The organism is Pseudoalteromonas sp. OANN1 (assembly GCF_024124685.1).
In the GTDB taxonomy this organism is placed as follows: domain Bacteria; phylum Pseudomonadota; class Gammaproteobacteria; order Enterobacterales; family Alteromonadaceae; genus Pseudoalteromonas; species Pseudoalteromonas piscicida.
Genome location: NZ_JAMXSE010000001.1, coordinates 194,284 through 217,069, shown reverse-complemented (window position 1 = coordinate 217,069; position 22,786 = coordinate 194,284). Strand labels below are relative to the sequence as shown.

23 protein-coding genes are annotated in these 22,786 nt (G+C 43.3%); 12 read left to right on the top strand and 11 right to left on the bottom strand.

All coding sequences use genetic code 11. From position 1 onward, the window contains the following. Window positions 1-92 precede the first annotated feature (92 nt). From hupB to NH462_RS01020, 3 genes are all read left to right on the top strand, one after another. The gene (gene hupB, locus NH462_RS01030; RefSeq protein ID WP_010371157.1) at window positions 93-365 is read left to right on the top strand and encodes a nucleoid-associated protein HU-beta; all 273 of its coding nucleotides are present in this window, start codon (window positions 93-95) and stop codon (window positions 363-365) included. A 173-nt stretch (window positions 366-538) separates the two neighbouring features. After that, the gene (locus tag NH462_RS01025; protein WP_253103324.1) at window positions 539-2,449 is read left to right on the top strand and encodes a SurA N-terminal domain-containing protein; all 1,911 of its coding nucleotides are present in this window, start codon (window positions 539-541) and stop codon (window positions 2,447-2,449) included. Window positions 2,450-2,675: 226 nt separating this feature from the next. Further along, window positions 2,676-3,983: a polysaccharide deacetylase family protein gene (locus NH462_RS01020; protein WP_253103322.1), complete on the top strand. Its 1,308-nt coding sequence runs from the start codon at window positions 2,676-2,678 to the stop codon at window positions 3,981-3,983. A gap of 207 nt (window positions 3,984-4,190) precedes the next feature. On the opposite strand, the gene NH462_RS01015 is transcribed toward NH462_RS01020, so the two are convergent. From NH462_RS01015 to pspF, 8 genes are all read right to left on the bottom strand, one after another. After that, on the bottom strand, window positions 4,191-5,315 hold the full coding sequence (locus NH462_RS01015; RefSeq protein WP_253103320.1) for a nuclear transport factor 2 family protein: 1,125 nt from the start codon (window positions 5,313-5,315) through the stop codon (window positions 4,191-4,193). 69 nt (window positions 5,316-5,384) lie between these two features. Next, window positions 5,385-6,413, bottom strand: coding sequence for an AraC family transcriptional regulator (locus NH462_RS01010; protein ID WP_010371166.1), 1,029 nt, complete (start codon window positions 6,411-6,413; stop codon window positions 5,385-5,387). 19 nt (window positions 6,414-6,432) lie between these two features. After that, window positions 6,433-7,194 (bottom strand): ABC transporter ATP-binding protein, encoded by a 762-nt coding sequence (locus NH462_RS01005; RefSeq protein WP_010371169.1) that lies wholly within the window; start codon window positions 7,192-7,194, stop codon window positions 6,433-6,435. Next, window positions 7,179-8,186, bottom strand: a complete 1,008-nt coding sequence (locus NH462_RS01000) for an oligopeptide/dipeptide ABC transporter ATP-binding protein (RefSeq protein ID WP_010371173.1) — start codon at window positions 8,184-8,186, stop codon at window positions 7,179-7,181. Before NH462_RS01000 ends, NH462_RS01005 begins: the two co-directional genes overlap by 16 nt. Further along, entirely contained in the window at window positions 8,186-9,079 is an 894-nt protein-coding gene (locus NH462_RS00995; protein ID WP_010371175.1) for an ABC transporter permease subunit, read from the bottom strand. The genes NH462_RS01000 and NH462_RS00995 overlap by 1 nt, the downstream gene beginning before the upstream one ends. Beyond that, complete coding sequence (locus tag NH462_RS00990) at window positions 9,066-10,100, bottom strand: ABC transporter permease subunit (protein ID WP_010371177.1); 1,035 nt, start codon at window positions 10,098-10,100, stop codon at window positions 9,066-9,068. The genes NH462_RS00995 and NH462_RS00990 overlap by 14 nt, the downstream gene beginning before the upstream one ends. A gap of 1 nt (window position 10,101) precedes the next feature. Continuing rightward, a complete protein-coding gene (locus NH462_RS00985; RefSeq protein WP_253103518.1) occupies window positions 10,102-11,685 on the bottom strand; it encodes an ABC transporter substrate-binding protein in 1,584 nt (527 codons plus the stop codon). A gap of 26 nt (window positions 11,686-11,711) precedes the next feature. Then, entirely contained in the window at window positions 11,712-12,803 is a 1,092-nt protein-coding gene (pspF, locus tag NH462_RS00980; RefSeq protein ID WP_253103318.1) for a phage shock protein operon transcriptional activator, read from the bottom strand. A gap of 183 nt (window positions 12,804-12,986) precedes the next feature. Between pspF and pspA the strand changes: the two genes are divergently transcribed. From pspA to NH462_RS00940, 8 genes are all read left to right on the top strand, one after another. Further along, window positions 12,987-13,646 carry a phage shock protein PspA gene (gene pspA / locus NH462_RS00975; protein ID WP_010371188.1) on the top strand — a complete coding sequence of 220 codons (660 nt, stop codon included), beginning with the start codon at window positions 12,987-12,989 and terminating at the stop codon, window positions 13,644-13,646. 77 nt (window positions 13,647-13,723) lie between these two features. Continuing rightward, window positions 13,724-13,957, top strand: a complete 234-nt coding sequence (gene pspB / locus NH462_RS00970) for an envelope stress response membrane protein PspB (RefSeq protein ID WP_010371190.1) — start codon at window positions 13,724-13,726, stop codon at window positions 13,955-13,957. Further along, window positions 13,954-14,355: an envelope stress response membrane protein PspC gene (pspC, locus tag NH462_RS00965; protein WP_010371193.1), complete on the top strand. Its 402-nt coding sequence runs from the start codon at window positions 13,954-13,956 to the stop codon at window positions 14,353-14,355. The genes pspB and pspC overlap by 4 nt, the downstream gene beginning before the upstream one ends. 48 nt (window positions 14,356-14,403) lie before the next feature. Then, on the top strand, window positions 14,404-15,816 hold the full coding sequence (locus tag NH462_RS00960; protein WP_253103316.1) for a YcjX family protein: 1,413 nt from the start codon (window positions 14,404-14,406) through the stop codon (window positions 15,814-15,816). Then, window positions 15,813-16,838 (top strand): TIGR01620 family protein, encoded by a 1,026-nt coding sequence (locus NH462_RS00955; RefSeq protein ID WP_253103314.1) that lies wholly within the window; start codon window positions 15,813-15,815, stop codon window positions 16,836-16,838. The genes NH462_RS00960 and NH462_RS00955 overlap by 4 nt, the downstream gene beginning before the upstream one ends. 190 nt (window positions 16,839-17,028) lie before the next feature. After that, entirely contained in the window at window positions 17,029-18,207 is a 1,179-nt protein-coding gene (locus NH462_RS00950; RefSeq protein ID WP_017216112.1) for an aminotransferase class I/II-fold pyridoxal phosphate-dependent enzyme, read from the top strand. 255 nt (window positions 18,208-18,462) lie between these two features. Continuing rightward, entirely contained in the window at window positions 18,463-19,260 is a 798-nt protein-coding gene (gene phhA, locus NH462_RS00945; RefSeq protein WP_010371198.1) for a phenylalanine 4-monooxygenase, read from the top strand. Between the two features lie 10 nt (window positions 19,261-19,270). Then, a complete protein-coding gene (locus NH462_RS00940; protein WP_010371199.1) occupies window positions 19,271-19,612 on the top strand; it encodes a 4a-hydroxytetrahydrobiopterin dehydratase in 342 nt (113 codons plus the stop codon). Window positions 19,613-19,829: 217 nt separating this feature from the next. Here NH462_RS00940 and NH462_RS00935 read toward each other — a convergent pair whose 3' ends face one another. Then, a complete protein-coding gene (locus NH462_RS00935; protein ID WP_010606742.1) occupies window positions 19,830-20,429 on the bottom strand; it encodes a Yip1 family protein in 600 nt (199 codons plus the stop codon). Window positions 20,430-20,638: 209 nt separating this feature from the next. Here NH462_RS00935 and miaE point away from each other — a divergent pair, with 209 nt between their 5' ends. After that, window positions 20,639-21,421 (top strand): tRNA isopentenyl-2-thiomethyl-A-37 hydroxylase MiaE, encoded by a 783-nt coding sequence (miaE, locus tag NH462_RS00930; RefSeq protein ID WP_253103312.1) that lies wholly within the window; start codon window positions 20,639-20,641, stop codon window positions 21,419-21,421. A 9-nt stretch (window positions 21,422-21,430) separates the two neighbouring features. Here the strand turns inward: miaE and NH462_RS00925 are convergent, their stop codons facing one another. Both NH462_RS00925 and NH462_RS00920 read right to left on the bottom strand, forming a co-directional pair. Then, window positions 21,431-22,156, bottom strand: a complete 726-nt coding sequence (locus tag NH462_RS00925; protein WP_253103310.1) for a UDP-2,3-diacylglucosamine diphosphatase — start codon at window positions 22,154-22,156, stop codon at window positions 21,431-21,433. A 58-nt stretch (window positions 22,157-22,214) separates the two neighbouring features. Then, window positions 22,215-22,709 (bottom strand): peptidylprolyl isomerase, encoded by a 495-nt coding sequence (locus tag NH462_RS00920; protein WP_010371206.1) that lies wholly within the window; start codon window positions 22,707-22,709, stop codon window positions 22,215-22,217. Window positions 22,710-22,786: the final 77 nt, after the last annotated feature.

The following is a 22,786-nucleotide window of genomic DNA, read 5'->3' as shown; positions in this document are numbered from 1 at the left end:
AATTAGAGAGTCGCTGTGATGTCTCTAAATGAATAGCAAAAGTTACCAGTAAGAAGTAACTTTTGACAATAACTATGGAAGAGGATGATATTGTGAATAAATCTCAATTAATCGATCAAATCGCAGCTGATGCTGACATTTCTAAAGCGGCTGCTGGTCGTGCGCTAGATTCATTCATTGAGTCTGTAACGGGTGCACTAAAAGACGGTGACTCTGTTGCACTTGTAGGTTTTGGTACTTTCTCAGTGCGCGAGCGTGCTGCACGTTCTGGTCGCAACCCACAAACTGGTGAGACTATTCAAATCGCAGCAGCTAACATCCCATCTTTCAAAGCGGGTAAAGCGCTTAAAGACGCAGTAAACTAATTCAATTTGAATTAGGCGGTGCAGAGTCATCGCGAACTGCTTCAAGATAAAAGGCGTATCTGCTAAGATACGCTTTTTTTATACCATCACTAATCTGATTGGTGTAATGCTTAACCCAAATCTAGCAAACACAAAGTGCTTAGGTGCTTTGACTTAGATAAGAGAAACAATAAATGCTTGAAAAGATCAGAGAAGGCTCGCAAGGCCCGGCGGCTAAAATCGTATTAGGTTTAGTCATCTTATCTTTTGCGTTAGCAGGGATCGGTGGTTACCTAGGTCAAACCACAGAGCAGCCTGTCGCAGAAGTGAACGGAGTAAAGATTTCACAAACTAAGTTTTCTCGTGCTTACTCAAATGAACGTGCACGACTAGAGCAACAGTTTGGCGAATACTTTGCACAGATTGCAGCCGATCCTAATTATATGGCCCAAATTCGCCAAGGTGTTGTTGACCAATTAGTACAACAAGAATTACAAACCCAACTAGCCAAAGAGCTTGGTCTTCGTGTAAGCGATGAGCAGGTTAAAAAAGCGATTGTTGAAATGCCATATTTTCAAATTGGTGGAGAATTCAGTAACGACCGTTACCTACAAGTTATCCGTCAAATGAACTTCCAGCCAGATAGCTTCCGCGAATATCTTCGTGACGAGATGACTCGTGCGCAGTTAATCTCTGCGGTTGCAGGCACTGATTTTGTATTGAAAAACGAACTTCAGCAATCTATTGCGCTACAGCAACAAACTCGTGCTATCGACTATGCAGTATTAAGCAAAGAGTTGGTGAAAGATGAAGTGTCAGTATCAGATGAAGAAGTTCAGAACTACTACGACTTGAATCAAACTCAGTTCCAAGCTCCAGAATTAGTCGCGGTTAACTATATCGAGCTAAAAGCTGAAGATTTAGCGCCTGCAGAACCAGTGACTGAAGAAGCGTTAAAAACGTATTACGAAGAGCAAAAAAACCAATATCTTGAACCTGAAAGACGCCGCGTGTCACACATTCTTGTTGATGCAAGCGAAGATGCTGAAGCCGCTAAACAAAAAGCAGATGAAATTCTGGCTGAATTGAATAACGGTGCTGATTTTGCCGTTGTTGCAGAAGAAAAATCTGACGACGTGGTGAGCGCTGAGCTTGGTGGAGACCTAGACTGGATTGAAAGAGACATGATGGATCCGGCGTTTGAAGATGCAGCATTTACACTTGCCGAGGTAGGTGATGTATCTGAAGTGGTTGAATCTGAGTTTGGTTTTCACATTATCAAGCTAACAGACATTCAGCGCCAACAGGCACAATCTTTTGAAGACGTAAAAGACGACCTTCGTGCAGAGCTTGAAAAAGCTGCCAAGATCGATGCGTTCTATCAAAAGCAAACCCGTGTAGCTGAACTTGCTTTTGAAATGGCTGACTCGCTACAAGACGCTGCTGAAGCCGCTGGCGTTGAAATCAAATCAACTGAGCTGGTAAGTCGTAATGCGCTTCCTGAGCCACTTAATTCACCAGCGATAAGCAATACTATCTTCACGCCAGAGCTGCTAGAAGACCGCGTAAACTCAGAAGTGTTAGAAGTTGCACCTGAGCATATCGTAGTCGTCCGTGTTGCTGAGCATAAAGCGGCTGCGACGAAGCCTCTTGAGGAAGTCAGCGCGCAGATCAAAACGCAGTTGAGCAATGAAAAAGCGTCGACATTAATTGCAGAGAAAGCAAAGTCGCTATTTGAGCAACTACAAAGTGGTTCTACTTTAGCTGAGATTGCCAAAGCACAAAGCATCGAAGTGAAGAGCGTGACTGAGCTTAAGCGTCGTAGCTACGACGTGCCACCAGCAATTGCAGCTGAAGCATTTAAATTGCCTCAGCCTGGTGTTGCAGAGACAGAGTCTGCACTTGTAGAGCTTGGTAATGGTGACTCGGCATTTGTGGTGCTGAAGTCAGTCACAACGCCTGAAGTTGATGGCAAGGTTGATGCACAGCAGAAGCAGTCAATCACCGCTTCTTACGCAAACAAAAACTATCTTGAGCTACTAGCAGCACTTGAAGCTAAGTCTGAAGTAAAAAGACCACAGTTACAGGTCACAGAGCAGCAATAATCGCTTTTAGATAGAAAAAGGGCGCCAACACGGCGCCTTTTTTGTTTTTGGCCTCTCACTATATACTTGTTTGTTGAATTTTATTTGCTAGTGAGTATATTTGTTGTTAATTTCATAAGTGGTTAATTTATAATAATAAATTCCTAGTTGTTCCTATGTTGACAAATATTGTTCTCTTATTTAACATGTCCGATTTTCGGAACGGTGTATTTTAAATAGGAACTTTATGAAATATAGATATAGCGCATGGATTGTAGCCTTATTGCTATCAATATCGGGATGTAACAGTGACAGTAAGACTGTTATAGAGTTACCTGTAGAGGGAGGCCAAGGAGATAACACTTCAACGGACAATAATGGAACTAATACTGATAACTCCTCGGATACAGATAATTCAGATAAAGATAATACCAATACCGACGATTCAAATTCAGATAATGCTAATTCTAATAATCCCACAAAAGAAACAAAAGAAGAGGTAATTAAGCGTATTCTGAGCGCACAAGGAGCAGAAAGCACTACCTCTCTTGCTTTAAAAGATTTTGAGATTGCTGAATTTGGATGTGTAACCGCGACAAATCTATCTGTAATTCAGGGATATTTTAATACGACACAAGATGAATTACAGTTGGCGGCTCTCAAACATCGATTATGCAAAGTTGTCGAGCTTTTTGAATTAAATAGTAAATCTTTACTCACACCTAATAGACTGAAGGAAGTTGGACTTCGGGGCTTATTTTTTGAAGATGGTAAATTGGATGAGTGGGCATATGATGAGCTGATTTTAACGATACCAGAGAGCCACTTTGAGTATGCTGCGCTTCAGGGAGCAGTTGAGGACTTCCATCATAATCAAAGCTCTGTTTGGCCTAAACAGATTAATATTTCTTTTGACGATGGTGGCGCATTAAACTCTATCCATGACCACCTTGACCTATTTGATAAATATAACGCAACATTTACCTATTATGTTAGCCATTACTCCACTATTGATCATTCAAAAGTGGCTGATATAGAAAACCGAGGTCACGAAATCGGTCATCATGGAGTAATTCATCGTCATGCGAAGATTTACTCCGAAGAAAATGGTGTTCAGAAGTGGATAGCAGACGATATCACACCACAACTTGACGCGATGAGAAGAGATGGCTTGACGGTAACGTCTTATGCGTACCCATTCGGAGCTTATACGAAAGAAACTGATCGTGAAATCAAGAAATATTTTACTCATGTACGTAAGTTTGCTTCTTGGTCTTCTGTTATTTATAGAGGTGAACGCAGTGATAGACCAATCACAACGGGATTATCTATGGACTCACATCGCTTTGATTTGGACAAGATCCAGAATGCGATTGATACCTTAAAAGGTGGTGAGACGCTATATTTAGCAACGCATGTCATTGGCAAAACTGGGAATGAGTGGTATATCACTCCAGAAAATCTTGAAAATGTATTGGCTTATGCAAGTGCGAAAGGGTTAAAGTTTTGTCATACCAGTGAGTGTATGAATTTTAAGGGTAACACGACTAATTAATCTGAACTGCGGATAAATAATGCCTTGCTAGCAGCCAGCTTTAGCAGGACGCGGAAACGGTGTTACCTCTAAAATTCTCTTGCTAGACAAGGGGGGTATATTAAGGTGAAATTTAAAAACAATAAGTTAGCTCATTCCTTATCCAAACCTAAGGTTAACTAAAAGGGTGATTGAATAGGGCGGTCAATATTATAGCCGCCCTGATATTCAAAATAGAGTCAATACGGCCCTTGCTACGGCCTGCGAAGATTGATAATTCTGCCCTGTCACTATTCGGCTATCTACCTTGATAAAAGACGCATCCCGCTCTCCATACACAAAACTCCCTCCAAGCTCTTCCACTTTAGGCTGAATTTGAAAAGGAAAATGCTTGAAATAGGCTCTATCTGGATTTTCAAATGCGGTAGGGTAACCGGTGATTTGCTTTCCTTTGATGAGATACTCGCCATTTTTCAAGCGCAAATTAACGATACCTGCTGTACCATGGCATACGGCGGCAACAACACCTTGGTTTTGTTCATATATATGCATAGCAATACGCTGTAGAGTAGGGTTTTCCGCTACTTCATACATGGCATTGCTGCCGCCAACATAATAGATTGCCGCATATTGGCTAGGGTCGACTTCAGCTGGGCGCATTGTGTTGCTGAGCGCATACATATAGTCAGGTTGGTAAAGGTACTTTTTATGTTCGCCGTTTGAAGTATTTATATAGCTCAGGTTTAACGCGCCACCTTGTGTGCTGACGAAATCAACAATTAGTCCTGCTTGAGTAAATACGTCATAGGCACTGAATAGCTCTTCGAAGCTCGTGCCAGCTGGCAGCTTGCTATCGCCATGAAAGGCCTTGCTTGATGCGACAATGAGCACCCGGCGACCTAAGTTCGTTACTTGCTCGGAAGTTAGCGTGGTTTGCTGCGCCGATTTACTGATGATTTGCCATGTGCCAGCTATTTTCTTTAGGAGTAGGTGATCGATGTACTGCACGTTTGACTTCAATATATCAATACGGATTTTGGCCTGTGCAAGGTGGTCATTCACGCTGATATTTAGAATTTTGGCGCGCCTGCCAGTGTCTTTTTTAGAGCCTTTATACCAACTCAAATACTCTTTCAACGGGACTTGCCACATCGCTTGGTCTGACTTTTCTAAAATAAGCATCGCATCGGGATGAAACGCTTTTCTTATCATTTCAGGCTGGTTATTCGCGGTGCCACTGATGTAGTAGTTTAGTGTTGCAGTAATTTTAGCGGTCTCATCCTCAAAAGCGATGGCGATGCTGGTTTGGATAAGTAGTAAAAATAACAATGGTACTAGTTTTGATAGGGTCATATGTTTCTCCTGTAATGACTCAGAAGAAACATAAACTTATTGAATTAAAGCAGTCACCTAGAGTATGTTTTAGGAGTCTGAGAGTATGTTTTCGGAGTGCTTAAAGCTATTTGGAGAGTACCCCGTGAGCTTCTTAAATGCGGCAAAAAATGTGGATGCAGAATTAAAACCACACTCCAGTGCAAGGTGTTCCAGCGGCATGTTGGTGATCGAAAGCAAGTGTTTCGCATATTCAACTCTCAAGCCATTGAGATATTGTTTAAAGTTACAATGATAGTGACGGTTCACTATTTGCGATAATTTGTTGTGGCTTGTTCCTAATCGTTTAGCTAATCGGGGTAGCGTTAAATCCGGCTCAGTAAATAGCTTGCTTTCTGACATTAGCGACTCAAGTTTGGCTACGAGCTGATTATATTCATCGTCGCTTATGTGCGTATTGGCATATTTCTTTTCATTAGCAGTTGGTTTTCGTAGTAATTTGGGTGCGAAAAGGATACTTAAATAGAGCACAAAACTGAACGTGAGTGCTCCTGTGATGTAAGAAGTGAATGACGAAAAGAAATACGCGGCCCAAATGAGCCAGCAACCGCAGATCACAACCAAAGATAGATGAAACTCGGCGTTGTTATTTGCGCTTTTAGATGTTGTTAAGCAGTAAAAAGTATAAGAACTTATCAGTAAATAACCTAGCCAAAAATAGGATGTGCCTTTGTAACCCCAAGTTTGCCAAATTTCAGGGTGAAGTTGATAGGGCATAAATATACCAAATCCAATAATAAAGCCGCTTAAAGCCAAAAAATGCATTGTTAGATAACGATTTCTGGTTTTACTGTAGCTTGCAAGTACAAAATTGAGCAGGCAGGGGCCAAGCAAAAAGTAGGCACTCAAACCTATTTGTAGAATCGTTTTATCCAGCTCTGGGTTAAAGTAAAAAAGGACTGATTTACCAATTCGAATGCAGAGTAAAATGAGCAGCACCGACACCCAGCGCAGTGCCTTTGCCTCCTGAAATTTTACTAGCAGTAGGGCGCTGAGAATAAAGCCGTTAAATACTCCAACAAGTGAGAAGAAAAATAACAGATGGGCGCTAAAATCCATTTCTCATTCCCTCGTGAAATTAAGCTGACAGCAGCTTCTGCATAGTTTTAGATTTTGGAGTATTGAACACACACTCCGTTTCGCCATATTCGACGACTTTGCCGCGATTTAATACCAAAATCTCATCACTCATGTGACGAACCAAACTCAAATGATGTGTGATAAGCACGTACGCAAGTCCCGTTGCTGCTTGTAATTCCAGCAGCAGATTCACAGTTTGTGCGCGTACGGATGGGTCTAATGATGACAACGCTTCATCCAATACCAGCACTTTAGGGTCTAAAATAAGGGCTCTCGCTAAGGCAACCCGCTGTAACTGCCCACCACTAAACATATGAGGATAATAGTCTATGTGTTCGCCAAGTAGCCCGACGCGACTGAGTGTGATGCGGATTTTCTTATAGCGCTGCTCTTCGGTGAGTTCTGTATTGTATTGCAGACAATCATCAAGTATGTCCCCAATGGTGAGACCCGGGTTGAGCGAGCGAGTTGGGTCTTGAAAAATAAGACGAATAGTACGGCAGTCATGATTGCGAATACCAGCGTCTTCTACAATTTGGCCGTTTAGTAATATTTGTCCAGAGTCTGCCATGTCGGCACCGGCAAGTACTTTGGCGAGCGTACTTTTACCAGAGCCGGTCTCGCCTATAATTGCGAGGGTTTGTCCGGGAGCAAGCGCAAACGACACATCTCTGAGTACCTGCAACGAGCGGCGTCTGAACAGTCCTTGGCGAGAAGTGTAGGACTTGTTTAAAGACTGTACTTTTAAGACGGGTTGCATTTTTGCTTCACCTTAATTAACGGAAAGTGGCAAGCGTAACTATGACCATGCGAGCGACTTTGCCTTGGCGTGACGACACATTCTTTTTGCGCTTGAGGGCATCTAGGCCCCAAGCGACATCCTATGGGTAAATGCTGTAATGGGGGAATAGTGCCTTTCAGGGCATAAAATGCTTCTTTATGGCCGAGCCCTTGACCAAAGTCCGGCAAACTCTTAACCAGCGCTTGGGTGTAGGGATGTAATGGCTGTTTAAAAATAGCCTGAGTAGGGCCTGCTTCAACCATCTGTCCGCAGTAGAGCACATGCATTGCATGAGACCAGTCGGAGATCTCTTCCAGCTCATGCGAAATCATTAATATCGACATGTTCTTAAGCTGGTTTAATGCCTTGAGCAATCGAAATACTTGCGCACGGGCGGTACTCTCAAGTGCGGTGGTAGGCTCATCGGCAATAAGTAGTTTAGGGCTTCTGGCTATGGCCATCGCAATCATGATCTTTTGACACATCCCCTCAGAAAGTTCATGTGGGTAACTGCTACAGATCTTTTTATCGTCTCGGATCCCTGCTTTGTGCAATAGCGCTCGAACCTTTTCTTTTCGTTCTTTTCTACGACCAAAAAAGCCACCTTTTAAGCCGCTATCGGGAATAGATTCCGCGACTTGGTCGAAAATAGTGGCGGTTGGGTCAAGGCTTCGACTTGGCTCTTGGTAAATCATCGCAATATCTTGGCTGACGAGCTTTCTGCGCTTTTCTGAAGACAAGCGCATAAGATCGACACCACGCCAATGCATGCGGTCTGCGGTTACTGTCCAGCGCTGATTGAGCACCCCCACAATGGCTTTGGCGATTAGACTTTTACCAGAGCCAGACTCGCCGACAAGCGCATGTACTTCGCCTTCCTTAAGGCTAAGGTTGACCTTATCAACCGCGCGAATAACACCGTCTTCGGTACGTAGTTCAATGGTGAGGTTCTTAATGTCTAGTAATTGCATTAATCTGCCTTACGTTGTTTCAGTGCTTCACGCAGTCCATCACCAACCAAGTTGGTAGAAAGTACTGCCAAAAAGAGCAATACACCTGGGAGGCCTACAGTCCAAGGCGCGAGATAAATTAAACTTAAGTTTTCTTGTAGGATAGCACCCCACTCGGTAGATGGAGGCTGCGCACCGAGCTTTAAGAAACCAAGTGCCGCAATATCCAAAATAGCAGTCGACAGCGCCATGGTGAAGATAACCACGATATGCTCGTAGATGTTAGGCAGTATGCCACGGACGAGCAGTTTCCAGCGTGTTGCACCATCAAGCTTAAAGGCGATGATATAGTCTTTACTCAGCTCAGTGACCACTAAGTTTCTAATCGAGTGGATGTATTGTGGCAATAGCGCGAAGATAATCGCCCACACCGTATTCATCAAACCTGGCCCTAATATAGCAATGATGATAATGGCCAGCAGTAACGAAGGAATGGCGAGCGTAATATCCAATAAGTGATTAAGAAAGCTAGATTTCAAGCCTCGACTGGCGCCAGCAAGCGTACCAAGTACGACGCCGAGTGCGGTGGTAACCAAGGCCGCAATGATAGATAAACCAAACGTGTATGTTGCCCCGTTCATTAGGCGCGATAAGATGTCTCGTCCCAAATCATCTGTACCAAGTATAAAGCGCACATCGCCATCATCATGCCAAGAAGGTGGCAGCAACAGGGCATCAGCATGCTGCTGGTTAACACCATAGGGCGCGATCAGCGGAGCTGTTAAAGCCAATACCGTCAGGGCAACAAACAGCCATAAACCCACTAGCGCAACGTGATTTGAGCGGAATTTGCGCCATAACCTAAATAAAGGTGAGCGATTTGACTCTTCGGTAAATAGGTTAAACTTTGCCATGAGCCTGATTCCTTGCGAGCGGATCGAGTATTGAGTGAATAAAATCAGACAACATGTTGGCAATAATAACAAAGAAAGACACCGCAAGTAGTCCCCCTTGGATAGCTGGGAAATCACGTTGATAGATGCTTTCAATTAACCATCGACCGATCCCAGGCCAAGAGAATATTACCTCAGTGATCATCGCAAGTGTGATGAGCGTGCTAAATTGGAGACCAATTTGCTTTATCACTGGTAGCAGCGCATTCCTCAGCGCGTGGTGGATGATCAGCTGGCTGCGATTAAGGCCTTTTGCTCTAGCTGTTTTAATATAGTTCTGGTCGAGGACTTCGAGCATAGAGTCGCGAGTAAAGCGGATTAAAACTGTCGTTGGATACATAGCCAGCACAACGGTTGGCAGCGCTAAATGATGAAGTGCATCCCAAAATGCGGCACCGCCATAGGGGAAACCTTCAAGATAAATATCAATCAGAATAAAATGAGTAACGGGCTGTATTTCATAAAGTAAGCCGATTCTACCGGACATGGGGAAAAGCCCAAGACCCAGACAAAATGCCATAATAAGCAGCAGGGCTAACCAAAAAACTGGAATGGAAAATCCCATCAAGCTTAATGAGTTAATGAGCTTATCTGGCCACTTTTTATGATAAGCGCTGGCTATTACTCCACTTGGTACGCCAATAATGACTGCAACCGTCAAAGCGTATAAGCATAGCTCAAGCGTTGCTGGAAATAGATGTTTCACATGAGAAAGCACGGGTTGGCCCGACGATAAAGATAAACCCCAGTCGCCTTCAAACATACGAGCCATAAACGCGCCATATTGCACAAAGATATTTTCTTCAATACGGTATTTTTCAACTAGCGCCTGCGTTTGGGCATAACTTGAGTTGACTTCGCCACTGAAGTTGGTGATCAACTCACCTGGGAACAGGTAATTGAGGGCAAAAGTAAAAATCGTCAAGGTAAACAACATAAAGCAAAGCAAGCTCAGTCGTCGATAAGCGTATTTTGCGAACATGTTAGTCTCTCCTTGCCTCAGCGAGCGAAATACCACCAAATGGACGTAGTGAGACGCCCTTAATATCAGAGCTAGTTGCTTGGAACCTTAGCCCGTGAGCAATTGGAACGAGAGGCAATTGCTCAATGACCATTTTTTGTGCTTGCTGATAATAGTACTTTCTTTCTTCCATATCGTTGGTGTCTAATGCTTGAGTGAGCAATAAATCAAACTCCGGATTACACCAGTTGGAAGGGTTTTTGCCACTAAATGTTGCAGTGCAGCTCAATAATGGGCTGAAGAAATTGTCTGGATCAGGCGTATCTGCTGCCCAGCCTAATAACACGCTATCGTGCTCATGACGGCCAACGCGTTCAATAAAGGTATTCCATTCGTACTCGACGATTTTGGCGTTGACGCCAATATCACGTAAATCACGTTGAATAAGCTCAGCCATTTTCCGCGCGTTAGGATTGTAAATTCGCGACACCGGCATGGCCCATAAGGTCATGGAAAAACCGCCCTCAAGACCAGCCTGTTTCAAATACTCTTTGGCTTTTTCAGGGTCATATGTTGGCATTTTTTGCTGTGCTTCAAATGCCCATGAAGAAGGGGGAAGCATCGAGCGGGCTAAAATCCCATTGTTGTAAAATACCGCTTGCATGATTTTTTCAAAATCTATGCTGTGCGCCAGCGCTTTGCGGACCAGTGGATTATCAAATGGTGGCTTTTCGGTGTTGAATGCCCAGTAACCTATATTCAGATTTGCGGCCTTTTCAACTTCTATGTCTTTTCGTTGCTCCAGCACGGTGAGCTGGGTAGCACTGGGATGCGCCGTAATATCACATTCTTTTGTTAGCATTTTCGCGATGCGGCTAGTGCCATTGGTGGTGATATCGTAGACCAATTGCTCCATGTATACTGGGTGTTTCCAGTAATGCTCATGGCGATAATATCGGATCAGGTTATCACGTAAAAATTCACGATACTTATACGGGCCTGTGCCGACGGGCTTTTGATCAAAATCTTGCTTATGTTCAAGCTCTATAAGCTGAACGGCATATTCTTTAGAAAGAATGACGGCGAAGTCGGTGGCGATATTGGATAAAAAGCTACTTTCCGCATTGAACAGATCAAAGCGAACGGTATGTTCATCCACTTTTTTTACTTGGCGGATCAGTTGGTCGAGTCCAATACTTTGAAAATAAGGATAATTTGCATCACCAACAAAGTGGTATGGATTGTAAACATCAAATAAACGGTTAAATGAGAATACCACATCATCGGCATTCATTTTTCTTGTTGGGGTGAAGTAGAGGGTATCGTGAAATTGGACATCATCCCTCAGGGTAAAAGTGAAAGATTTACCGTCTTCGCTGACCTGCCAAGACGTTGCCAACTCTGGTAAGAATTCGCCGCTTTCAGGATCAATACTGATCAAGGTGTCATAAAGCTGATTGGCAATAATATCAATCGTAGACCCTGTTGTGGTCACTTGTGGATTAAATGACACAGGGTTTGCCTCTGCACAATATACTAAGCCTTGTGACTTATCATTCACTTTATTTGGCGTCTGATCTGTACAGCCAAATAAAGCGGTACACAGCACACCAAAAAACAATTTACGCACCACTATGCCTCTTGTTTTTGGTTTTGGTCCAGTAGGTTGTATTTTTTCAAATAACCTCTCAGTTGATGATACGTCAAACCAAGGTTTTGTGCAGTTTTCTTTTGATTAAATTGACTAAATTCAAGCGCTTTTTGCAGCATTGTGATTTCATAGTCGTTGGAAAGCGATTTTAAATCACAAGGGAAGTCGAATTCGAGGGCAGGATCTGCCTGTTGTTCGTTACTCGGTTGTGCTGCAGGCAAAGGCTCAACTTTATGAGTGGCTGAAGTTGCTGGCTGGGCGCTTGACGCTTTGATCCGTTGACTCGGCCTAAATGGACTAGCAAAGGGGTCAAACACAATATCATGAACCGGAATTTGGTCATTGCCATGACGATATAAACTACGCTCCACCACATTTTTGAGCTCACGGATATTACCGGGCCACGGGTAATCAAGCAGTTTCTCGATGGCTTTGCGGGTAAAGCCGCTAAATAACTCCCATCCTAAATCCCGAGCCATATTTATCGCAAAATGTTCGGCCAATAATAAGATGTCTTCTTTTCTCGCTCTTAATGGCGGTAAGGTGATGACGTCAAATGCGAGGCGGTCCAATAAGTCGTGTCTGAACTTTCCAGCATCGGCGAGTGTGGGGAGATCTTCATTGGTAGCGCATACCAGTCGAGTATCTACTTTTACGGTTTGCTTGCCGCCAACTCGCTCGAACTCACCGTATTCAATTACACGTAAGAGCTTTTCTTGCACCATTGCAGAGGTATTAGCTAACTCATCCAAAAACAGTGTGCCACTGTTAGCGCGTTCAAATCGACCTTCATGGCGCTTGCTTGCACCAGTAAAGGCACCACTTTCGTGACCAAATAACTCACTCTCTAAGAGGTTTTCGTTTAGGGCTGCGCAGTTTAGTTTGACGTATTCCTGATCCCACCGCTCTGAGAGATAATGCAAACGTGCCGCAATTAACTCTTTACCTGTGCCACGTTCGCCAATAATAAGCACGGGCTTTTCTAAAGGAGCGAGCTGTGAAACCTTGTCTAGCACAGCTAAAAAGCTGTCAGATTGGCCTAATAAATTATCCTGTTGGCGAAAACGGCTCATATTGCCTAACTCTTAGTGGTTTTTACTAATAACTAGTGTATTTCAAAAAAAGGGATAACTAAAGACTTTTTAAAGATAAAATAACCTTATGATTTTATTGTGTTTTTAAATTTGTTAAAGTTGGCAAGCTATTTGATACATAGACAGTAAGCAATTTAGCTATTAACCAAAGAGGTAACCACTATGGGAATTTTTTCTCGTTTTGCAGACATAGTGAATTCTAATATCAATGCTATTTTGGATAAAGCCGAAGATCCAGAAAAAATGGTTCGCCTAATTATCCAAGAAATGGAAGATACACTAGTCGAAGTAAGATCGACCTCAGCAAAAACACTCGCTGAGAAAAAGGAGTTAACACGCCGTCTAGATCAGCTAAAAGCACAGGTAGATGATTGGCAAACCAAAGCAGAGCTTGCACTAAGTAAAGAACGTGAAGATTTAGCACGTGCTGCTTTACTTGAAAAGCAAAAGTCTGCGGAGGATGTTGCAGCCCTTGAAAAAGAGCTAGAGCATGTAGACACGCATATTGAAAAGCTGCAGCAAGAAGTCAGTACATTACAAGATAAATTGGCCGACGCAAAAGCGCGCCAAAAAGCGATTGTTCTGCGCCAGCGTTCAGCTGAATCTCGTTTAGAGGTGAAAAAGGCACTCGACAGCAGTAAAGTAGATGATGCACTAAATCGCTTTGAGCGTTATGAGAGCAAAATCGATGGCCTAGAGTCACAAATCGAATCTTACGATCTAGGTAAGAAATCTTTAGCGGATGAAATTGCTGATCTGCAAAAGAACGAAAAGATTGATGACGAGCTTGAACAGCTGAAAAAGAAAATGGCTGAAAAGTGAAAATAGCCGCACCTACTGTCAGGGTAGGTGCTAACCAACTACAATAATAACAGCCAGGTTGAAGGCAGGAGAAGATTATGTTTGACGCAGAAGTTTTGATGGCTCCGTTGATTATTTTTATGGTCATCGTGGCACCACTTTGGTTAATTTTGCACTACCGTAGCAAAAAGCAGGTAAGCCAAGGGTTAAGTGAACACGAGCATCGTCAGCTTATCGAATTAGCCAGCAAGGCAGAAAAAATGGCAGATCGTGTTGAAACGTTAGAAGCTTTACTTGATCAAGAGTCACCACAATGGAGACGCAAGTTATGAGTAGACTAAAGCGAGAGCTATATCGTGACCCAAGTCGCGGCAAGGTAGCCGGAGTATGCGCAGGTCTTAGCGATTACTTCAACATGGAGTTATGGCTGGTTAGGATTTTATTCATCACAGCCGTGCTATTATCTGGTGGTCCATTATTTATCGTCGTGTATGTGGCTTGCTGGTTTATTTTAGATAAACGTGAAGTGACACCAAACCGTTCGCCTGATGCGAAAGATGAGGATAAAGTATCGGTGAAGTTTAAGGTGTGGCAAAAAGGCGAGCCGCCAAGACAGGCACTTTATGACCTAAAAGACAGATTATCACGACTTGATGGTCGCATTCAGAACATGGAACGCTACGTAACTTCCCCTGAATTTACGGTTAGCAGAGAAATTGACAAGCTATAAGGCGGTATTGGCCGCCTTGGCATTTTCTTGAGGGGCACTTTTCTACTTATGACTACGTCACGTTTTCGAACCCCATCTTCCCTAGATAAGTTAAAACAACAAGCCAAAAAAACGCTCCACCGCTCTTTTGATAAGCATATCAAGCTTGCCGTGACCGGGTTTAGTGGCAGCGGAAAAACTGCATTTATCACGGCTCTTATCAAGCATCTGACTACCCAAACGAGCACCGACAACTTACCGTTTTTAGATGTCGTGAGTGAAGGTCGTCTTGTTGCGTGTCGTCCTGAGCCGCAGAAGGCACTGGCGGTACCAACTTTTGACTATCAGCAAGCGATAACTTGTTTGTTGGAAGAGCCGCCAACATGGCCTGCGTCAACCAAACGTATCAACACCTTAACACTGGCGTTTAGGTATCATAGTGAACGCGGACTCAAACAGCACTTAGCGCAAACCCATACACTATACCTTGAACTATATGATTACCCAGGTGAATGGTTAATGGACTTGCCGCTACTTAAAATGACTTTTCCCGAGTGGTGTGAGCAGCAATTTGCATTATTAAATAAGCCTAAATATCAGCCATTTGCACAAACGTTTTTACAGCTCCTCGAACAGTTTGATGGGACGGAAGCTGTGGATGAAAGTAAGCTAAAAATGCTTGCACAAAGTTACCATGCGCTTTTGGCGCAGCTGCAGCGGGACACGCGTTTATCTAACTTGCAACCTGGCCGAGCGTTGATCCCGGGCGACCTTGAGGGAGCGCCAATATTGCTGTTTTTCCCGGTACAAGTTCACCCAAACGACATTACCCAGCATTCACAATATCAACAGCTTGTGGAGCGTTTTGAAGCCTACAAAAAGCAAGTCGTCGCACCTTTTTACAAAGATTACTTTTGCCAGTTTGACCGCCAAGTCGTGTTAGTTGATCTGTTGGGCAGCTTAAGTGATGGTTATGACACACTGAAAGAGCAAGAAGTTGCGTTAAAGCAGATCCTCGCCATGTTTTCTCACGGTAAAAGTGGCTTTTTGTCTCGTTTATTTAACCCAAAAATAGATAAGGTGCTATTTGCCGCCAACAAATGTGATGGTGTCTTGAACGAGCAGCAGACCAATTTGACAAGGTTGTTAAATGAAATGCTGGTGGACAGCGCCAATGAGCTTCGCTTTAACGGGGTAACAGTGGACACGATGTCTCTTTCTTCGGTGAGAAGTGTTGAGTCAAGGGCGGTGAAAGAGGGGACGCAACATCTGCAATGTATTTACGGCAAGCCAGTCGGCGAGCAGCAGTTTATTAATTATGTGCCACCAACCCCGCCTGATCACGTCCCAAAAGCGCAGGCTTGGCCTCAAAATGGGTTTGAGTTTTTAGCGTTTGAACCGCTAACTGCGAGGCAAGGAAACTTATTGCATATCAGGCTTGATCATGCTTTGCAGTTCTTAATTGGAGATAAATTAAGATGACAGATCAGACAAAATCTTACCAAGGTTCGGGTAGACGCTTAAATATCGACACTGAAAGCCAAGATGAGTCTCAACATTTGGGTGGTGAAGGCAAAGTTCTCGGCAATGAGCTGGTTGTGAGTGAGAGCCTTGATACTGTGCCTGAACCCGAGCTACCGAAAATTGAACGTATTTACGAATCGCCTTGGCGATTCGGCTTTAAACAGTGCTTTTTGTTCGCGCTATTAGTACTTATTATTGTGGAAGCAGCACTGACCTTGATAGAAAGCTATGAGCAAAATATTCTGCTGTTTAGTTTATACACCACCGTGTTGTCCCTTGGTTTACTTGCGCTATTTAAGTTCTTATTTTCAGAAGTCATCGCACTTAGCAAGCTTAAACAACATCAGCAAATTAAGCATGATGCCCAGCGCTTATTACAAAGCGATCAGATCGGCGAGGCGCGAGCTTGGCTTGCGCCGCTATTAAAAGCGCACCCAGAGCAAAAGGTTGCCGCATTTGAAGAAGCATTACAGCCTCACCACACAGACAAAGAAGTCATCACTTTATATGAAAAAACTTTGCTCCGAGGCCAAGATGCTGAAGCTAAAAAGCTAATCCAAGAGCATGCGACAACATCGGCGCTCTTAGTTGCTTTAAGTCCACTTGCACTTGTGGATATGCTGGCGGTGCTTTGGCGCGGAGTCGTGCTGGTGGAAAAGATCAGCAAACATTATGGTATTCGATTAGCGTATCGCAGCCGCATCACGTTGTACAAAATGTTGTTGAAGCAAATGGTGTTTGTTGGCGCAAGTGAACTGGTAAGCGACCTTGCTGCTACCAGTGTGGGGGCTGAATTACTTGGCAAGCTTTCTACCCGTTCAGCACAGGGCTTGAGTGCTGGGATATTCACAGCTCGTTTGGGCTATAAGGCGATGGAACTTTGTCGACCATTACCACGCTTGGAGCACAAACAAAGCCTTTTGAAAAGTGCGATTAGCTCAGTCGTTGATGTGCTACTAAGGCGTAGCAAAAAAGACTAAACGGCAACAATTTTATACACCTCTTTAAGTAAAATAGGCTAGTCACAATAAGTGAACTAGCCGTCTCCCCATCTGGCATGCTTGTCTATTTTTCTAAACTGCCCTACATATTGGTTATTACACAAAAACGACGCTAATCAATTCACTACCATGTTTATTTGGTTGGCAATAATAAAATCAGCAGGCAAGTATGAAAAAATTAAGAGATGACAGTCAGTGTATTCACGGACCCAATCATTTTGACGACCCACATGGGGCGTTAACCGCTCCTTTGTATCAAACCTCAACATTCCACTTTAAAGACGCAGCGCAAGGTGCGGCACGTTTCGCTGGAGAAGAGCCCGGTTACATCTATACTCGTTTAGGCAACCCTACGACGCGAGAGCTAGAAGAAAAAGTAGCCCGACTTGAGGGAATGGAAGATGCTGCGGCGACCGCCACAGGTATGGGTGCCGTGTCTGCATCGGTGCTGAGCTTTTTGCAGCAAGGCGATCATATGATTGCATCAAGCGCATTGTATGGCTGTAGCTTCGCACTATTTGCGCATATGTTGCCTAAATTCGGTATTGAGGTGTCATTTGTTGACTTAACCGATGAGCAAGCGTTACGTGATGCGGTACAGGAAAATACAAAACTATTGTTTGCTGAAACGCCGATCAACCCTAACATGACGGTATTAGATTTGAAAATGTTAGGGGAAATCGCTAAACAGCACGAGCTCCTGTTTGTCGTTGACAATACTTTCATGACACCGCTTTTACAAAAGCCTGTGAATTATGGTGCTGATCTTATTGTGCATAGCGCAACCAAGTACCTAAATGGTCATGGGGATGTGGTAGCAGGGCTCGTGTGCGGTTCAAAAGAACACGTAGAACTTATCAAATTAACTGTGTTAAAAGACATTGGCGCTACAATCAGTCCTCACGATGCTTGGTTAATCAATCGAGGGTTGAAAACCTTAGCTTTACGTGTACAACGCCACTGTCAAAGCGCACAAACGGTAGCAGAGTTCCTAGAAGCGCACCCTAAAGTGAATAAAGTCTACTACCCAGGTTTACCTTCGCACCCGGGCTACCAATTTCTTGGCGAACAAATGAAAGGTGCTGGTGGAGTAATTGCTTTTGAAATCAACGGCTCGCTAGAGCAGGGTGAACAATTTATCAATGCGACTGAGCTGTGTACGTTAGCGGTAAGTCTAGGTGACCCAGAAACGCTCATTCAACATCCGGCATCAATGACACACTCTCCTTATACACAAGAGGAAAGGTTAGCTGCGGGAATTTCCGATGGACTAATTCGGATTTCAGTGGGGCTTGAAGACGTAGAAGACATTATTGACGATCTTAAGCAGGCGTTTGATAAAATATAGCTGTAAGTTAATTTTTACAAAGGGGCTGTTTATAGCCCCTTTTTATTATGTGTGTAATTTTAATTTTACAGGTGTGTATTTTGTAGTTTACGAAAATGCTTGTTGTGCGAAATGTGATAAACATGCTCACTATTAAACTTTCCTTCACTTTTACTTAGTATCAAAGTCACAAGTTGAAGCGCTCCGAACCATCAACAGGACGGCAATTGAAATTGCAAGATCATAAACTCGGGGTGAAGTAAGTGAGAATGTAAAATGGCTAAAGCAAGTAAATATGTATCTAAGCAGCCAGATGAAAATGGCGTTATTGCTTGGACAGATGAAGAGAATCAAATTTGGTCAGAGTTAGTTGCACGTCAGCTAGCGTGTATCGAAGGCAAAGCCTGTGATGAATATTTGGCAGGTCTTGAGAAAATTAATTTACCAAAAGACCGTATTCCACAACTAAGTGAGTTAAACGAAGCACTAGCGAAAGAAACGGGTTGGCAGGTAGCGCCAGTACCGGCACTGATTGATTTTGATGAGTTCTTTCGATTACTTGCCAACAAACAGTTTCCTGTAGCGACCTTTATTCGCTCAAGAGAAGAGTTTGATTACCTGCAAGAACCAGATATCTTCCATGAGATTTTTGGTCATTGTGCAATGCTAACGAATCCAGCATTCGCCGAGTTTACACACAAGTATGGTCAACTGGGCTATGCCGCTGAGAAGAAAGATCGCGTATACCTTGCACGCTTATACTGGTTTACCGTTGAATTCGGTTTGATGCAAACCGAGCAAGGTTTGCGTATCTACGGTGGCGGTGTGCTATCAAGCCCAGGTGAGACTCAATATGTTTACTCTGACAAACCAGAAATTAATCCGCTTAAAGTGTTAGATGTGTTACGTACACCTTATCGCATCGACATTATGCAACCTGTTTACTATACAATTAACTCAATCAACGACTTATTTGAGATCTCTAAAATGGATATCATGTCGCAGGTTGAACAAGCAAAAGAGCTAGGGTTATTTGAACCTAAGTTTCCGCCAAAAGAAAAACTAGCAAGTTAAGGAATTATCAATGTCTGATTTAAGTGCACAAAAATGTGAAGCGTGTCGTGCGGATGCGCCTAAAGTATCAGATGAAGAACTAGCGGTTCTAATCAAACAGATCCCTGATTGGGTACCTGAAGTACGTGATGGTATTATGCAGCTTGAGCGTGTTTACAAGTTTAAAAACTTTAAACAAGCAATTGCGTTCACAAACAAGGTAGGCGATATGGCTGAAGAAGAAGGCCATCACCCAGGTCTACTTACCGAATGGGGTAAAGTAACGGTAACGTGGTGGAGCCACTCTATTAAAGGTCTTCATAAAAACGATTTTATCTGTGCCGCTAAAACCGACGAAGTATTCGCAGAGTAGGTCGACATTTATGTCGACAAATATCGATAAATAGCAATAAATATCGACAATCCCATGTAATTTTTCGACCTACAAAATAGAAACGGCGCTGAACAAGCGCCGTTTTTATTCATCATTTAGGATAAAAGCCAAGCAAAGCTTTGTCTTTTCGTTTTCCAACCAAATACAACTAACGCTAGCAGAAATAAATTAATCTATTTCTTATCCCGCCCTCAGGTTACGTAAACGTAGGGCTAATTATGCCGTTAGTCCACAAGATTGCGGTTGCAGCAAGAATGATGACTAACAGCACTAGGCCACAAGTCACAACCGAGCTGGCATATATAAAACCACGCTCTTCAGGAATATGCATCAGAATAGGCACGCCCGTATAAAGCAGATAAACGGAGTACGCGAGTGCAACCATCCCAACCGATACGACAAACCAAAGCTCAGGATAAAATGCCGCAAAAGCAGACATAAACATTGGTGTTGCCGTGTAAGCCGATAACTCTAGAGTCTGTGTATAGGTCGGTGTTGAGCCAAAAGTGATGGCCATCCAGTGGGCGAGATACGCCAGTATAAAGACGCCTGCGATTAATGCGCAGTACATTGCAACACCAATTAATATTGCCGACTCATGAGTTAAATAGACAGCATCCCCAGTACCAACACTCCAGCCTAAGTAGACTGAAGAATAGTACCCCATAATGCTTGGGATCAGCGCAACAAGTGCAATATGTGACAAACTGTAAAACATGCTTTCGTGACGGTTATCGATTGTTTGCCACTCTTCGTGCGGGTGAGCATATAAGCCCCAAAGATGATTAAAGATCATAGTTAGCCCCTCAAATATAGGTTTGTACTATTTTTGTACAATTCAATTAAGTTATGAGAGATGAGTTAATTTTTGTCAAGAAAATGTAGTTGAATAGCAATATTACTATTTTCAGAATAGTCTAAAACTTCTTGGGGAATAGCCTTGTGGTGCACCTTGCAGCGAGAAGTTATGATAAAATGGCGCAAACACATTAGTCTTTTGTTGTTATGTTAGAAAAGTACACAGATTTACTTACGCCTATTAACCAATTTTTAGGCTGTGAAACCCCGCAAGCTTGGATTGAAAAAGCAAAGCAAAGCGAGCACTTACCATTATTGCTTATCGATCATATGCATTGTGAGTTAAAAGCGGCGCAAAGTGCGGCCTTCTTAATTCGTAAATATGCAATAGATGATGCGTCTGCAAAAACATTGTTAAGTTGGTTGCAACCTTACGAAGATTTTATTTATCGCAGTGTTGGTGATGGCGAGTTTTCAGGCAGTAAAAATGAATTGATCGGTGAGCTAACTGCACGACCTGAATATGCCTACAATCAAGATATTTTGAGTAAGATGGTGAGGCTTATCAAAGAAGAGCTACATCACTTTGAACAGGTACTGGAAATCATAAGGGCACGTGATATTCCTGTTGAGTACGTACAAGCATCTCGCTATGCGTCTGGAATGATTAAACACATTCGCACTTATGAACCCGCAGCTCTGGTTGATAAACTGATCATTGGTGCCTACATTGAGGCTCGTTCATGTGAGCGTTTCGCTAAACTTGCGCCACACTTAGATCAAGAAATTGCTAAGTTTTATGTGTCGCTATTGCGCTCTGAAGCCAGACATTACCAAGACTATATTGATTTGGCGCATCAAGTTGCCAACGCAACCGATCCTAAGCGCTGTGATGTAGCTGGGCGCATTCAACTATTTCAACAAGTAGAAAACGAGCTTATCAGCTCGCCGGACCCCGATTTCAAGTTTCACTCAGGTGCGCCTATTTAAGCACTACATTTATTCAAAAGGATGGCAAAGGAGCTGCTGTTTACCGCTTTCGTCAACGACGATATATGAGCTTTGTGAATACCAATCGCCAAGTACAGTACGTACCTTGCCATCTTGGTAGGTGTGCACTTTTGGTCTGTGGGTGTGGCCATGGATCATATTGTTTACGCCATGTTTTGCGAACATGTGTGCCACCGCTTCTTCGGTGACATCTAAAATCTCGAGGGGCTTGCCTTTTTGGTTTTCAATGCTCTTACGTCTTGCATTTACAGCGACTCTGCGACGATACCAAAGTGGCATAGCAAGCATCAGTCTTGGCCACCACCAACCGCGACTCTTCCTGCGAAACTTTTGATAGGCTTCGTCTTGTGTACACATTTCGTCGCCGTGCAAAATCACCGTTGGTGTGCCGTATAGATCTATCACCGCTTGTTCAGGGAGCAAAGTCATTTGGCATTCGTCAGCAAAGGCTTGTTTGATTAAAAAATCACGGTTACCGTGAATAAAAAAGACTTGAATGCCAAGGTGACTCAAGCTTCGCAGTTTTTGTGCAATACTTAGGGCGTAGGGGCCTTTTTCATCGTCTCCAATCCACACTTCAAAAAAATCACCCAGAATATATAAAGCGTCGACATCAGCGGTCATATGATGGTCGAGAAAAGCGAAAAATGCGTCGGTGATATCAGTGCGGTGCTCGGTTAAATGCAAGTCGGCGATAAAATAGGTTTTACCCATGGGACCTCAAAACTAATAAGGCCAGCATAAATACTGGCCTTGAATAAAAAGTAGTATATTACTCAGCAACGTATGCTTTTTCGATGATCACATCTTCAAGCGGTACGTCTTGGTGGAAACCAGAAGAACCAGTAGCAACACCTTTAATCTTATTTACTACGTCCATGCCTTCAACAACTTCACCGAATACACAGTAACCCCAACCTTGCGATGTTTCGCTTGAGAAGTTAAGGAAGTCATTGTCGTTAACATTGATAAAAAATTGTGCAGTTGCAGAGTGTGGATCTGGCGTACGTGCCATTGCTAGAGTACCCACTTTGTTTGCAACACCGTTGTTTGCTTCGTTTTTGATCGGTGCTTCAACTGGTTTTTGTTCCATACCCGATGCGAATCCGCCACCTTGAACCATAAAGCCGTCGATTACACGGTGGAAAATAGTACCGTTATAAAACTCGCTGTTTACGTAGTTTAGGAAGTTAGCTACCGTTTCAGGCGCTTTGTCAGCGAAAAGATTAATACGGATTTCGCCGTGATTTGTTTCTAAAACAACCATGTTAGTGTCCATCGTGTTGAATGATAAAAGCCTATTTTATATCAACTGGGCTTTTGTGAAAAAGCATTCCTTGAAAA

Excerpts from the sequence above, each read along its gene's own strand:
- NH462_RS01025 (WP_253103324.1), top strand. The coding sequence starts at position 539 with ATGCTTGAAAAGATCAGAGAAGGCTCGCAAGGCCCGGCGGCTAAAATC.
- NH462_RS01020 (WP_253103322.1), top strand. The coding sequence starts at position 2,676 with ATGAAATATAGATATAGCGCATGGATTGTAGCCTTATTGCTATCAATA.
- NH462_RS01015 (WP_253103320.1), bottom strand. The coding sequence starts at position 5,315 with ATGACCCTATCAAAACTAGTACCATTGTTATTTTTACTACTTATCCAA.
- NH462_RS01010 (WP_010371166.1), bottom strand. The coding sequence starts at position 6,413 with ATGGATTTTAGCGCCCATCTGTTATTTTTCTTCTCACTTGTTGGAGTA.
- NH462_RS01005 (WP_010371169.1), bottom strand. The coding sequence starts at position 7,194 with ATGCAACCCGTCTTAAAAGTACAGTCTTTAAACAAGTCCTACACTTCT.
- NH462_RS01000 (WP_010371173.1), bottom strand. The coding sequence starts at position 8,186 with ATGCAATTACTAGACATTAAGAACCTCACCATTGAACTACGTACCGAA.
- NH462_RS00995 (WP_010371175.1), bottom strand. The coding sequence starts at position 9,079 with ATGGCAAAGTTTAACCTATTTACCGAAGAGTCAAATCGCTCACCTTTA.
- NH462_RS00990 (WP_010371177.1), bottom strand. The coding sequence starts at position 10,100 with ATGTTCGCAAAATACGCTTATCGACGACTGAGCTTGCTTTGCTTTATG.
- pspF (WP_253103318.1), bottom strand. The coding sequence starts at position 12,803 with ATGAGCCGTTTTCGCCAACAGGATAATTTATTAGGCCAATCTGACAGC.
- pspA (WP_010371188.1), top strand. The coding sequence starts at position 12,987 with ATGGGAATTTTTTCTCGTTTTGCAGACATAGTGAATTCTAATATCAAT.
- pspB (WP_010371190.1), top strand. The coding sequence starts at position 13,724 with ATGTTTGACGCAGAAGTTTTGATGGCTCCGTTGATTATTTTTATGGTC.
- pspC (WP_010371193.1), top strand. The coding sequence starts at position 13,954 with ATGAGTAGACTAAAGCGAGAGCTATATCGTGACCCAAGTCGCGGCAAG.
- NH462_RS00960 (WP_253103316.1), top strand. The coding sequence starts at position 14,404 with ATGACTACGTCACGTTTTCGAACCCCATCTTCCCTAGATAAGTTAAAA.
- NH462_RS00955 (WP_253103314.1), top strand. The coding sequence starts at position 15,813 with ATGACAGATCAGACAAAATCTTACCAAGGTTCGGGTAGACGCTTAAAT.
- NH462_RS00950 (WP_017216112.1), top strand. The coding sequence starts at position 17,029 with ATGAAAAAATTAAGAGATGACAGTCAGTGTATTCACGGACCCAATCAT.
- phhA (WP_010371198.1), top strand. The coding sequence starts at position 18,463 with ATGGCTAAAGCAAGTAAATATGTATCTAAGCAGCCAGATGAAAATGGC.
- NH462_RS00940 (WP_010371199.1), top strand. The coding sequence starts at position 19,271 with ATGTCTGATTTAAGTGCACAAAAATGTGAAGCGTGTCGTGCGGATGCG.
- NH462_RS00935 (WP_010606742.1), bottom strand. The coding sequence starts at position 20,429 with ATGATCTTTAATCATCTTTGGGGCTTATATGCTCACCCGCACGAAGAG.
- miaE (WP_253103312.1), top strand. The coding sequence starts at position 20,639 with ATGTTAGAAAAGTACACAGATTTACTTACGCCTATTAACCAATTTTTA.
- NH462_RS00925 (WP_253103310.1), bottom strand. The coding sequence starts at position 22,156 with ATGGGTAAAACCTATTTTATCGCCGACTTGCATTTAACCGAGCACCGC.
- NH462_RS00920 (WP_010371206.1), bottom strand. The coding sequence starts at position 22,709 with ATGGTTGTTTTAGAAACAAATCACGGCGAAATCCGTATTAATCTTTTC.